Origin of the sequence: Superficieibacter electus (genome assembly GCF_002915575.1) — a bacterium.
Taxonomy (GTDB): domain Bacteria; phylum Pseudomonadota; class Gammaproteobacteria; order Enterobacterales; family Enterobacteriaceae; genus Superficieibacter; species Superficieibacter electus.
The window spans coordinates 163,626-176,053 of sequence record NZ_PQGD01000010.1 but is presented as its reverse complement, the minus strand read 5'-3'; the positions used below and the strand labels follow the sequence as shown (position 1 = coordinate 176,053).

At 49.6% G+C, this 12,428-nt stretch carries 13 protein-coding genes; 10 read left to right on the top strand and 3 right to left on the bottom strand.

Annotation, left to right across the window (positions count from 1 at the left end; translation table 11 throughout):
- Positions 1-175: 175 nt before the first annotated feature.
- The gene (gene azuC, locus CHU32_RS14100; RefSeq protein WP_103676150.1) at positions 176-259 is read left to right on the top strand and encodes a stress response protein AzuC; all 84 of its coding nucleotides are present in this window, start codon (positions 176-178) and stop codon (positions 257-259) included.
- Between the two features lie 101 nt (positions 260-360).
- Positions 361-612 (top strand): DUF2766 family protein, encoded by a 252-nt coding sequence (locus CHU32_RS14095; RefSeq protein WP_103676149.1) that lies wholly within the window; start codon positions 361-363, stop codon positions 610-612.
- 206 nt (positions 613-818) lie between these two features.
- Here CHU32_RS14095 and CHU32_RS14090 read toward each other — a convergent pair whose 3' ends face one another.
- Positions 819-2,162 carry an anaerobic C4-dicarboxylate transporter gene (locus CHU32_RS14090; RefSeq protein WP_103676148.1) on the bottom strand — a complete coding sequence of 448 codons (1,344 nt, stop codon included), beginning with the start codon at positions 2,160-2,162 and terminating at the stop codon, positions 819-821.
- 208 nt (positions 2,163-2,370) lie between these two features.
- Positions 2,371-2,874, bottom strand: coding sequence for a non-heme ferritin-like protein (locus CHU32_RS14085; protein WP_103676147.1), 504 nt, complete (start codon positions 2,872-2,874; stop codon positions 2,371-2,373).
- 545 nt (positions 2,875-3,419) lie between these two features.
- Here CHU32_RS14085 and CHU32_RS14080 point away from each other — a divergent pair.
- The 6 genes from CHU32_RS14080 to otsA all read left to right on the top strand — a co-directional run bounded on the left by CHU32_RS14080 (position 3,420) and on the right by otsA (position 10,232).
- Entirely contained in the window at positions 3,420-3,977 is a 558-nt protein-coding gene (locus tag CHU32_RS14080) for a DJ-1 family glyoxalase III (protein ID WP_103676146.1), read from the top strand.
- A 314-nt stretch (positions 3,978-4,291) separates the two neighbouring features.
- A complete protein-coding gene (locus tag CHU32_RS14075) occupies positions 4,292-5,272 on the top strand; it encodes an arabinose ABC transporter substrate-binding protein (protein ID WP_103676145.1) in 981 nt (326 codons plus the stop codon).
- An 81-nt stretch (positions 5,273-5,353) separates the two neighbouring features.
- Complete coding sequence (araG, locus tag CHU32_RS14070; RefSeq protein WP_103750870.1) at positions 5,354-6,868, top strand: L-arabinose ABC transporter ATP-binding protein AraG; 1,515 nt, start codon at positions 5,354-5,356, stop codon at positions 6,866-6,868.
- A 13-nt stretch (positions 6,869-6,881) separates the two neighbouring features.
- Entirely contained in the window at positions 6,882-7,862 is a 981-nt protein-coding gene (gene araH, locus CHU32_RS14065) for an L-arabinose ABC transporter permease AraH (RefSeq protein ID WP_103676143.1), read from the top strand.
- A gap of 164 nt (positions 7,863-8,026) precedes the next feature.
- A complete protein-coding gene (otsB, locus tag CHU32_RS14060) occupies positions 8,027-8,833 on the top strand; it encodes a trehalose-phosphatase (RefSeq protein ID WP_103676142.1) in 807 nt (268 codons plus the stop codon).
- Positions 8,808-10,232, top strand: coding sequence for an alpha,alpha-trehalose-phosphate synthase (gene otsA / locus CHU32_RS14055; protein WP_103676141.1), 1,425 nt, complete (start codon positions 8,808-8,810; stop codon positions 10,230-10,232). Before otsB ends, otsA begins: the two co-directional genes overlap by 26 nt.
- A gap of 42 nt (positions 10,233-10,274) precedes the next feature.
- Here the strand turns inward: otsA and uspC are convergent, their stop codons facing one another.
- On the bottom strand, positions 10,275-10,697 hold the full coding sequence (uspC, locus tag CHU32_RS14050) for a universal stress protein UspC (RefSeq protein WP_103676140.1): 423 nt from the start codon (positions 10,695-10,697) through the stop codon (positions 10,275-10,277).
- 786 nt (positions 10,698-11,483) lie between these two features.
- Here uspC and flhD point away from each other — a divergent pair.
- Together flhD and flhC are read left to right on the top strand one after the other, a co-directional pair.
- Entirely contained in the window at positions 11,484-11,831 is a 348-nt protein-coding gene (gene flhD, locus CHU32_RS14045; protein ID WP_218113732.1) for a flagellar transcriptional regulator FlhD, read from the top strand.
- On the top strand, positions 11,828-12,415 hold the full coding sequence (gene flhC / locus CHU32_RS14040) for a flagellar transcriptional regulator FlhC (RefSeq protein WP_103676138.1): 588 nt from the start codon (positions 11,828-11,830) through the stop codon (positions 12,413-12,415). The genes flhD and flhC overlap by 4 nt, the downstream gene beginning before the upstream one ends.
- Positions 12,416-12,428: the final 13 nt, after the last annotated feature.

Here is a 12,428-nt window from a genome sequence, read left to right as displayed (position 1 = left end):
ATAAATTGCTGCCAACGTAGATGTTAAGCCGTAGTTTTACATAACTTTTGTTTAATACTTTACCGATACGTGTAAAATTTATGTGATTTTTATCACGTTGTAGTTGATTTTTGTGACGCAGGTCATATTATAGACGGGTAGACAGTAACACCTGCATAACAAAACGGAGTAAATGATGAAATTTCGCAAAATCCTGAAAAGCATGTTTGAAAACTACTGCAAAACCTTCAAAGACGTACCGCCTGGCGCTATGTTCTGATAAAAAAACCTGCTGCGGCAGGTTTTTTTATCTCTGCATTTCCCCACTGGCATTTCAGAGCACGTGCGGTACTATTACGCCCCTGAAACGAGGAGCGCAATATGTCTGACAACCTGAATGCTGACCAGGAACTGGTATCTGATATCGTAGCCTGCCAACTGGTCATTAAACAACTTCTTGATGTGATTGAAATCATCGCCCCGGCAGAAGTGCGCGAAAAAATGTCCGCGCAACTCAAAGCGATTGATTTTACCAGCCATCCCGCCGCTGCTGATCCCGTTACCTTACGTGGTATACAAAAAGCCATCGCCCTGATTGAGCTGAAATTCACGCCGCAGGATGAAACGCATTGAGTGAGGCCTGGCCTCAGACTATGACAAACTTGATTTTGCTATTCTGCGCGTCGTCTGCCGGAAGGTGGCTTCATATTGCACGGTCTGAAAAACAATAATCTCAATTCGTTATTGTAGACCTGTGTAAGCGAAGCACCGGCAGGCATCATTTCGCGTAATAACATTTATCAGCAGACAAAGGCCTGGCATGGCCAGGCCTTTGAACATCAGAAGAAAGTCTGGACCAGCAGGTAACTTGCAGCACAGGCGCAGCTAACGCCAATTAAGCCCGGCAGAATGAAACTATGGTTAATGATGAACTTACCGATGCGGGTGGTGCCAGAGCGGTCGAAACCAATGCAGGCGAGGTCGCTTGGGTAGGTTGGCAGAACAAAATAGCCGTAAGAGGCCGGGAAGAAGGCTATTAGCATTTTAGGCTCTACGCCGAGCATCAGCCCCATCGGTGCCACGGCAGTCAGCGCTGCCGCCTGGCTATTTACCAGTTTTGACACCAGAAAAAGTACAATGGCATACGTCCAGGGATGCGTTTTTACAACCCCTTCAAGGGCGACTTTTAGCTCGGTCAGGTGCGCCTGAAAGAATGTATCACTCATCCATGCTACCCCAAAGACCGAGAAAATCGCCACCATGCCTGCTTTAAATACCGCGCCGTTAGAAATAGTTGTCGCGTTGACCTTGCACACCATTAACATGATGGCCCCGGCAATCAGCATCATCATCTGAATCGTCAGGTTCATTGACAGGGGCGTCAGTTTACCTTTTAGTTCAAAAGAAGGACGCAGCTCCGGAATAGCCCCAAGTAACACCACCACCAGTATCCCGGCGAAAAAGATCCATGTTGACCAGTAGGCCTGCGGCGAAAAACGTTGATCCATCAATGTTTCGCTGCTGCCGTATATAAATTCGCGCTGTTTAGGATCTTTGATTTTTTCTTGGAACTCAGCATCATCAGCCAGGTCTTTACCGCGCCGCAGACTCCACAGGGCGGCAATGGCAACGCCAAACAGTGATGCCGGAACAGAGATGGCGAGGATCTCAAGAATTCCCCATGCCTGACCAACCCCATGGTTTGCACCAATAATGGAAACCAGGGACACGACCGCCACCGAGACCGGCGAAGCGGTAATGGCCATCTGCGAGGCGATGGAGGCGACCGCCATCGGACGCTCAGGACGAATACCTTTTTTGAGCGCAATGTCGGCGATAATCGGGAACATGGTGTACACCACATGACCCGTACCACACAAAAAGGTCAGTGACCAGGTGGTAAAAGGAGCCAGCAGGGTAATATGCTGCGGATGCTTACGCAGTAAACGCTCTGCAAACTGCATCATAACATTCAGACCGCCTGCTGTTTGCAGTGTGGCAGCACAGCCTATCACCGCAAGAATCGTCAACATCACGTCGACAGGGGGTTTACCGGGCTCAAGACCAAAAATAAACGTCAGGATAAACAGGCCAATTCCACTAATTAAACCCAGCCCCATCCCACCAAAACGTGTGCCTACCAGCAGGCAGAGAATAATGACCACAAACTCCAGGGTAATCATATAGCACCTTTTGCACCTTAACAGATTTTCCTGAAGCATTGCATTTTGTAAGGTTAAGCGATGAGATATAGATCTAATTTATAAAATGTTAATTAAAACATAATGTTATATACATTTTATTAACATTTAATTCGAAGGGAAGAGGCCATACTTGCAGGAAAGGGTACGGTTCGCTCCCACCACCTGCAGGCAGGAGCGAATAGAAGGATTAATGTTTTTGGTAATTAACCACATTTAAAAGATGGCGGTCAGTTTGTTCCATCGCCATTCCAGCCTGACGAGCATGGCGTACTTCTTCAACAATGGTTTGTAACAACAAACCATGTTCTTCCCGCTCAGCTTCAATTTGGATGAGAAACGCCAGTGTGTCAGCGTCGTTGAGTTTTCGCGCTTCCTCTATCAATTTTGCCAGGGTTTCACTACGGCGCTGAAAATCGATCATTGTTTGCGAAAAGAGTTCTTCGAGGTTCGTGCACTGCTCTTCTATAGGTGTGGTGGTGGTCACCACGGGATTTGCCCCCGCTTTCTTTATAAAGTCGAAAACACGCATCATCCGGGTAACGTTGATTTGAGCTTGAGAACGCAGAAAGATGGCGGTGCCATTGAGTCTGCGTTTTGCACACCATTCGCTCAGGCGCAGGTAGCGATTCGACGCGTTGTATTCAAGATTCATCTGGGCGTTGAGTTTTTGAACCATTCCTGAAGCAGTCATACCAATATCCTTATTACCAGGGGAGACGATTTATACGAGATCGCATAATTCATGAAAACACCGGAAGAGACGTTTTCATGCGCCACCGATACTGAGAACAGAATAATTAAATCCCGTTATAGCTGTATGTGATCGGTGGTTAATTTTCCGTAATTACTGCAGAAAGAATAAAACCATTACTTATATAAGGAAAGTCTCAAATCCTGGCATTCATCAATATTTACAACTTTTGAAAAAAGAATGACGACTACTCAAAAAAGATGATTTTTTGCATAACTCTTTGATAATAAATGGAGTAACACCATTTTGATATAGTTGAAATGATATTTCATAAAGAGTAGTATTGCACCAGGAGTGGAAAATGGTACTCGCCGGACGTAGCGATACGGGTCAGAAGGGAACATCGTGAAAGCGCAAAATATGCGATAAAATTGAGCCAGATCATTTTCATTCCGACACGTTATACGACCTCAGACGACACTATTTGAGCCTGAGCGTCTAATGCATGCGTAAAACATTCACAGATGAATTTTTCGGAGTAAAAAATGAAGAACGTTGCCGTACTGCTGGCCCCTGGATTTGAAGAGGCGGAGGCCATTGTCACCATTGATATATTACGTCGTTTGAATATTAATGTGGAAACCCTGGCCTGCGCGACCTCCCGTGCAGTCGTCAGCTATCATGCGATTCCGATGGTTGCCGATGCGACTCTCAGTGAACGTCAGGCGCAACGCTATGACGCTGTAGTTTTACCGGGTGGCCCACAAGGCAGTATCAACCTCGCCGCCAGTGAAGACGTCATTGCATTTGTGAGCGCACATGACAACGACGGTAAACTGATTTGCCCCATTTGCTCCGCCGCCGCCAGAGTGCTGGGCGCTCATGGGCTACTGAAAGGACGTCGCTACGTGTGTTCGGGCGAGTTATGGCAGTCGGTGACGGATGGCCAGTATGTAGATGCAGCGGTCGTTGAAGATGGCAATTTAATTAGCGGTAAAGGGTTGGGGCGCGTTTTTGATTTTGCGCTGACCGTTGCCGCCCGACTGCTGGGCGATGAAGCCCCGGCCCGCGACCACGCTGACCATATTTATTATCCCTGGTAATCGCTTGTCCCGGATGCGCTTTCATCCGGGACAAGGATAAGCACGCTAAGGATATAGACAATCCTGTTATAACCCATGCTAATTGTCTGACAATATCCCACCTTTTTATGTCATTAATTGCTGAATATATGTACGCAATGACTGTAATTCTGCGATGTGATGGCGCTCTCCTATGGAGAATTAATTTCCCGCTATTAATGTTCCAGCAAAGGCATCATCGGCATTCTGAATGCTAATGCGTTGTTTTATGTCTGATAAAAAATTTTTAGTACGACTTTACCCTACATAAAAGAATGTTAACGCTGGAGTTTAACATGCACAAATTCACTAAAGCACTGGCAGCCATCGGACTGGCTGCGATTATGTCACAATCAGCTATTGCTGAATCCATGAAGCTGGGTTTTCTGGTTAAACAGCCGGAAGAGCCCTGGTTCCAGACTGAATGGAAGTTTGCCGACAAAGCCGGTAAAGATTTAGGGTTTGAAGTGGTCAAAATTGCCGTGCCTGACGGCGAAAAAACGCTCAATGCTATCGATAGCCTGGCGGCCAGCGGCGTCAAAGGTTTTGTCATTTGTACTCCCGACCCCAAACTTGGCTCGGCCATCGTTGCCAAAGCTCGCGGCTATGACATGAAAGTGATTGCTGTGGACGATCAGTTTGTCACAGCTAAAGGCAAGCCAATGGAAAGCGTTCCGTTGGTGATGATGGCAGCCAGCGAAATTGGCGCGCGCCAGGGGCAGGAGCTGTATAAAGAGATGCAAAAGCGGGGCTGGGATGTGAAGGAAACCGGCGTGATGGCGATCACTGCTAACGAGCTGGATACCGCCCGCCGTCGCACCACCGGCTCCATGGATGCCCTGAAGGCGGCGGGTTTCCCGGAAAAACAAATTTATCAGGTTCCCACCAAATCGAATGACATCCCGGGCGCATTCGACGCCGGTAACTCGCTGCTGGTGCAACATCCGGAGGTGAAACACTGGCTGGTGGTCGGCATGAACGATAACACCGTTCTTGGCGGCGTGCGTGCCACTGAAGGTCAGGGATTTAAAGCTCCTGATGTTATTGGTATTGGCATCAACGGTGTCGATGCGGTCAGTGAACTATCGAAAAACCAGCAAACCGGTTTCTACGGCTCGTTATTACCGAGTCCGGATATCCACGGTTATAAAACCAGTGAGATGCTTTACAACTGGGTTGAGAAGGGCGTTGAGCCGCCGAAATTTACGGCCGTTACTGATGTCGTATTGATCACCCGCGATAACTTTAAAGAAGAGCTGGCGAAGAAAGGTCTTTAATCGATTTCAGTCAACCATGCCTCAGCCCCTTGCCTGTATGCGAGGGGCCAGTTACGTCCCACTATGAATGGCGGAGTCGTTATGCAGCAGTCTACCCCTTATCTTTCTTTTCGCGGTATCAGTAAAACCTTTCCCGGCGTGAAGGCGCTGTCCGACATTAGTTTTGACTGCTATGCCGGACAGATCCATGCGCTAATGGGCGAGAATGGTGCCGGGAAATCTACCCTGCTGAAAATTCTGAGCGGCAACTATGCCCCGACCAGCGGGACCCTGGCGCTACAGGGTAAAGATGTTTCTTTTGCCGACACGACCGCCGCGCTGAATGCGGGTGTCGCTATTATTTACCAGGAACTGCATTTAATTCCGGAAATGACCGTCGCGGAAAATATTTATCTCGGCCAGCTTCCCCATAAAGGCGGCATCGTTAATCGCTCGCTGTTGAATTACGAGGCGCGGCTGCAGCTTGAACATTTAGGCCTGAACATCGATCCGCAAACCCCGCTTAAGTATCTATCAATAGGCCAGTGGCAAATGGTCGAGATCGCCAAGGCGCTGGCGCGCAATGCCAAAGTGATTGCCTTTGATGAACCTACCAGCTCCCTGTCCGCCCGCGAAATCGACAACCTGTTTCGGGTTATCCGCGAGCTGCGTAAAGAAGGACGCGTCATTATTTATGTATCACACCGGATGGAAGAGATTTTTGCCTTAAGTGATGCTATCACCGTATTTAAAGACGGTCGCTATGTTTGCACCTTTACCGATATGCAGAAGGTTAACCACGACGCGCTGGTACAGGCGATGGTTGGCCGTAATCTCGGCGATATCTATGGCTGGCAGCCACGTGACTATGGTGCGGAACGCCTGCGGCTGGAAGACGTAAAAGCGCCTGGCGTGCGCACGCCGATTAGCCTGTCGGTGCGTAGCGGCGAGATCGTCGGTCTGTTCGGGCTGGTGGGAGCCGGGCGCAGTGAGCTGATGAAAGGATTATTTGGTGGCACGCGCATCACCGGCGGGCAGGTGTATATCGACGGTCAGCCTGTTTCCATCGATAAACCCTCGCAGGCTATTCGTGCCGGAATGATGCTCTGTCCGGAAGACCGCAAAGCGGAGGGCATTATCCCGGTCCACTCGGTGCGCGATAACATTAATATCAGCGCCCGGCGCAAGCATATCCACGCAGGCTGTGTCATTAACAATGCGTGGGAGGCGCGCAATGCCGCTCACCATATCCAGTCGTTCAATATTAACACGCCCGGGGCTGAACAGCTGATCATGAACCTGTCCGGGGGAAATCAGCAGAAGGCGATCCTCGGGCGTTGGCTCTCAGAGGAGATGAAAGTCATTTTGCTTGACGAACCAACGCGCGGTATTGACGTTGGCGCGAAGCATGAAATCTATAACGTGATATACGCGCTTGCTGCTTCCGGTGTCGCGGTGCTTTTTGCCTCAAGCGACCTGCCGGAAGTCCTCGGTGTTGCCGATCGTATCGTGGTAATGCGCGAAGGCGAAATTGCCGGCGAGCTTTTGCATCACGATGCCAAAGAACAGCAGGCCCTCAGCCTTGCGATGCCCAAAGTCAGCCAGGCTGTTGCCTGAGAAGGAGTTGAACATGTCATCTTTTACTACGACGGGCGCGTCAAAGTCGTCAATGAGTATCGGGCGAATCTGGGACCAGTACGGTATGCTGGTCGTTTTTGCCGTGGTCTTTATTGCCTGCGCGATTTTCGTGCCAAATTTCGCCTCGTTTATCAATATGAAAGGGCTGGGGCTGGCTATCTCAATGTCCGGGATGGTGGCCTGCGGCATGCTATTTTGCCTGGCTTCCGGCGACTTTGACCTTTCGGTGGCATCGGTCATTGCCTGTGCTGGGGTGACCACGGCGGTGGTGATTAACGCCACCGAAAGCCTGTGGCTGGGCGTATTTGCCGGACTGATGCTCGGCGTTATTTGCGGACTGGTGAACGGTTTTGTCATTGCCAGATTGAAAATTAACGCCCTGATCACCACCCTTGCAACCATGCAGATCGTGCGTGGGCTGGCCTACATTATCTCTGACGGTAAAGCGGTGGGGATTGAAGACGAGCGCTTCTTTACCCTGGGTTATGCCAACTGGCTGGGGCTGCCAGCGCCCATCTGGCTGACCGTCGGCTGTCTGATTATTTTCGGTCTGCTGCTTAATAAAACCACCTTCGGACGTAATACGCTGGCTATCGGCGGTAATGAGGAAGCGGCGCGGCTGGCTGGGGTGCCGGTGGTACGCACCAAAATCATCATTTTTGTTCTCTCGGGGCTGGTGTCGGCAGCCGCGGGCATTATCCTCGCATCCAGGATGACCAGCGGTCAGCCGATGACGTCCATCGGCTATGAGCTGATCGTCATTTCCGCTTGCGTGCTGGGTGGGGTCTCGCTGAAAGGCGGGATTGGTAAGATTTCTTACGTGGTCGCGGGGATACTCATTCTTGGCACTGTCGAGAACGCGATGAACCTGCTGAATATTTCGCCATTCTCGCAGTACGTGGTGCGCGGTCTGATCTTGCTGGCGGCAGTAATATTCGACCGCTACAAACAAAAAGCGAAGCGTACCGTCTGATAAATTGCCTTAACTTTTAATTCTATCGCGAACCTAACGCCAGCGGCCAATGTCGCTGGCGTTTTCATTTGAAAATGGCGAGGCTGGTCACACTGTCTATACTTACATGGCTAACGTTTGATTAATTACCCGCTTTGGGCTGTAAATGTAAGGAGGAAATCAGGGTGGCTGACCAGTTATCTGTACCGCCTGTACTTAAAGGAAATCACGCCTGGTTCTTTGACCTCGATGGTACTCTCGCTGAAATCAAACCGCATCCGGATCAGGTGTTCCTGACCTCAGAGGTCCGTAACGCGCTTCATCTGCTGGCGCAGAAAAATGAGGGCGCGGTGGCATTGGTTTCCGGGCGCTCAATGGCCGAGCTGGACACGCTCGCCAGCCCGCTGCATTTTCCGCTGGCGGGCGTACACGGTGCCCAGCGACGTGATTTCAATGGCAAAACGCATACTGTTGAATTGCCGAGCGACGTCGTGCATACGCTGCATGACCAGCTTACTACCGCGCTGGCGGTAATGCCCGGCTGTGAGCTTGAGGCAAAAGGCATGGCGTTCGCGCTGCACTATCGTCAGGCTCCTCAGTATGAAGAACGTATTATGGCGCTGGCACAGGGCATTGTGGGGCTTTATCCGCAACTGGCACTTCAACCTGGCAAGTGCGTCGTTGAACTTAAACCGCAGGGGATCAGTAAAGGTGAAGCGATTGCTGCCTTTATGCAGGAAGCACCTTTTCGCGGTAGAACGCCGGTTTTTGTTGGTGACGATCTTACCGATGAAGCCGGATTTCGGGTGGTTAACCAGTTAAACGGGATTTCCATCAAAGTAGGACCGGGGGCAACCCAGGCGCAGTGGCGTCTGGCGAGTGTCGCCGATGTGCATCAGTGGCTGCAAACCATTGCTGATAACCAACTATTACAAGAAAAAGCGCTAACAGACAGGAGAGATGGCCATGAGTCGCTTAGTCGTAGTATCTAATCGAATTGCCCCGCCCGATGATAAGAAGGCCAGCGCCGGTGGCCTGGCGGTAGGGGTCCTCGGCGCGTTAAAAGCTGCGGGTGGTCTTTGGTTTGGCTGGAGCGGAGAGGTGGGTAATGAAGACCAGCCTCTAAAGACCGTTAGTAAAGGCAATATCACGTGGGCATCCTTTAACCTCAGCGAACAGGATTATGAGCATTATTACAGTCAGTTCTCAAATGCTGTATTGTGGCCTGCTTTTCACTACCGCCTTGATTTAGTTAATTTCCAGCGCGAGGCCTGGGAGGGCTATCAGCGTGTTAACGCGTTACTGGCCGACAAGCTGTTACCGCTGGTGGAAAAGGATGATGTCCTGTGGATACATGACTATCATCTGCTGCCTTTTGCCAGTGAATTGCGTAAGCGAAACATTCACAACCAGATTGGTTTCTTTCTGCATATCCCTTTTCCGACGCCCGAGATTTTTAACGCACTGCCACCCAACGCAGAATTACTGGAAGCGCTATGCGATTACGATTTACTGGGCTTCCAGACCGAAAATGATCGTCTTGCGTTTCTCGATAGCGTCGCGGCACAAACCCGCCTGACAACCCGTGAGAACAAGTCGCATACGGCCTGGGGCAAACACTTCCGCACGGAAGTTTATCCCATTGGGATTGAGCCTGACGAAATAGCCCGTCAGGCGACGGGTCCGCTACCGCCAAAGCTGGCTCAGCTCAAAAGCGAGCTGAAAAACGTGAAAAATATCTTCTCCGTTGAACGACTGGATTACTCCAAAGGGTTGCCGGAACGATTTATGGCCTATGAAACCCTGCTGGAAAAATTTCCGGAGCATCACGGGAAAATTCGCTATACGCAAATCGCTCCCACCTCACGTGGTGAAGTTCAGGCATATCAGGATATCCGTCATCAACTGGAAAATCTGGCTGGACGGATTAACGGTCAGTACGGTCAATTGGGCTGGACGCCGCTGTATTACCTCAATCAGCACTTCGATCGTAAGTTGTTGATGAAAGTCTTCCGCTATTCGGATGTCGGGCTGGTCACGCCGCTGCGTGATGGGATGAATCTTGTTGCCAAAGAGTACGTGGCGGCGCAGGACCCGGAAAACCCTGGTGTGCTGGTATTGTCGCAGTTTGCCGGGGCAGCCAACGAGCTGACCTCTGCGCTTATCGTTAACCCTTACGATCGTGATGATGTTGCGGCTGCTTTGCATCGGGCATTAAATATGCCGCTGGCCGAACGTATTTCGCGCCACGCTGAAATGATGGATGTTATCCGTGATAATGACATTAATCACTGGCAAGAAAGGTTTATTCGCGACCTAAAGCAGATCGCGCCACGCAGCGAGGAAAGTCAGCTGCAACATAAAGTGGCGACCTTCCAGAAACTTGCCTGAATTACTCACACCCAGCCCGGCAGCCTCTGCTGTCGGGCATCTTTATTCCAGCGCGACCAGCAGGACATCCACCTGGCTTTGACCGATCACATTTTTAGCCGAACAGGTTGCCCGCGAAAAAAAGCTATGGTTATGGTTGCCGCAGATCACTAAATCGACGTTGCGGGTACGACAAAAATCCCGGATATGCTCGCTGAGTTCGCCAGAGGCGATAACCTTTTCTGCAATCGGATAATGAGCATGCTGCTCAACATCCCGTAAGAAGTGCTGAGTCTCTTCCTGGATAACTTCGCGGAGATTTTCCATCATCGGTGCGGCGAAGTGGTTATACATTTCGGGATCGGTGGCGAGGGTGATAAGGCTGACGCGGGCATTAAGCGGACGGGCAATGGAAACGGCTTTTGCTACCAGACGATGGCTTTCCGGCGTGGCTGCAATAGCAACGAGCAGATGTTGATAACGCATCGGACCTCCTTTCAGACGCATAAAATAAGGCTATCTTCATTCCTTACGCCATTTAGTCGGTGTCTGCAAGAGGGGAAAGCACGGTTTTGTGTGATTCTTCAAATTATTCATTAATTATTCTTATAAAATACAAAAAGTGGAAATATCAGGAATAAATTATCTCAGGATATGACATGGATATGATAATCATTATCGGTCTTTGTTAATAAAATGATATATAAATTAACATTATGAAGATGGTTTCAGTAGGCGATTATTTTTGTTACATTAAATACTAAGCTTATGTTTATGCATGTTTTTTTTAAAAGAGGGTTTTAATCCCGTCCTGTTAAATTATTTTTCTCATTGTCAGTGGCAGCTTTTAGAAAATTAACATACTGTTATTCCGCTTTCAGACAGGTCTGGTTGCCTTTGTTGACCACTTAAACACCGTATTTGCATAAAAATACATCAACCAATCACCAGTATTGATAGATTTATGATTAATATTTGCGTACATTATGTGATGTCGATCACATAGTTCCTAAAATCACGGCAGCGCCTCGTTGTATGTGGTAAGGCTCCCGAGTAAAGTTGCGTCGAATTAGGAAAAATCTTAGACATTTGTAAGAATTCTTTAACGTGTTTCTGATGACATAGTCCACCTAAAGAGACTTCTCCAGCGCGGTAGCATCTAAGTACAACTATGCATTTTGACCTTTTCTTTTTTACCGGGATTTTCCCGGCGACATCACGGGGTGCGGTTATGCCGCATAAAACAATGGTTGGTTATTCTGGATGGGAAAAATGCACACATCCGAGTTGCTGAAACATATTTATGACATCAACCTGTCATATTTACTCCTTGCGCAGCGCCTGATTAGTCAGGACAAGCCCTCAGCCATGTTCCGTCTCGGTATTAATGAAGAGATGGCAACAACGCTTGGCGGGCTGACTTTGCCGCAAATGGTTAAACTGGCTGAAACTAATCAGCTTATTTGTGAATTCCGTTTTGATAGTCATGAGACTATCACCCGCTTGACGCAAGACTCTCGCGTTGACGATTTGCAACAGATTCATACCGGTATTCTTCTTTCCACCCGTTTGCTCTCTGAGGCGGGTCAAGCTGCCGCTGCGCGCAAGAAAAGGGCCTGATGATGAGCGAAAAAAGCATTGTTCAGGAAGCCCGTGATATTCAGCTGGCAATGGAGCTGATTACGCTGGGCGCTCGCTTACAGATGCTGGAAAGTGAGACACAGCTGAGCCGTGGTCGTCTTATCAAACTGTATAAAGAACTGCGCGGTAGCCCGCCGCCGAAAGGCATGCTGCCGTTTTCTACCGACTGGTTTATGACCTGGGAACAGAATATTCACTCGTCGATGTTCTGCAATGCCTGGCAATACCTGCTGAAAACCGGCTTGTGTAGCGGTGTTGATGCGGTCATTAAAGCGTATCGCCTGTATCTTGAGCAATGTCCGCAGCAGGACGGCGAAGGTCCGCTGCTGGCGCTAACCCGGGCGTGGACGCTGGTGCGTTTTGTTGAGAGCGGCATGCTCCAGCTTTCGCACTGTAGCTGCTGCAACGGCAATTTTATTACCCATGCGCATCAGCCCGTGGGCAGTTTTGTCTGTAGTTTATGCCAGCCACCATCCCGTGACGTAAAAAGACGTAAACTTTCCCGTGATGTTGCCGATATAACTCCACAACTGCTGGATGAACAGATCGAACAGGCTGTTTAACCGATACGGTGTG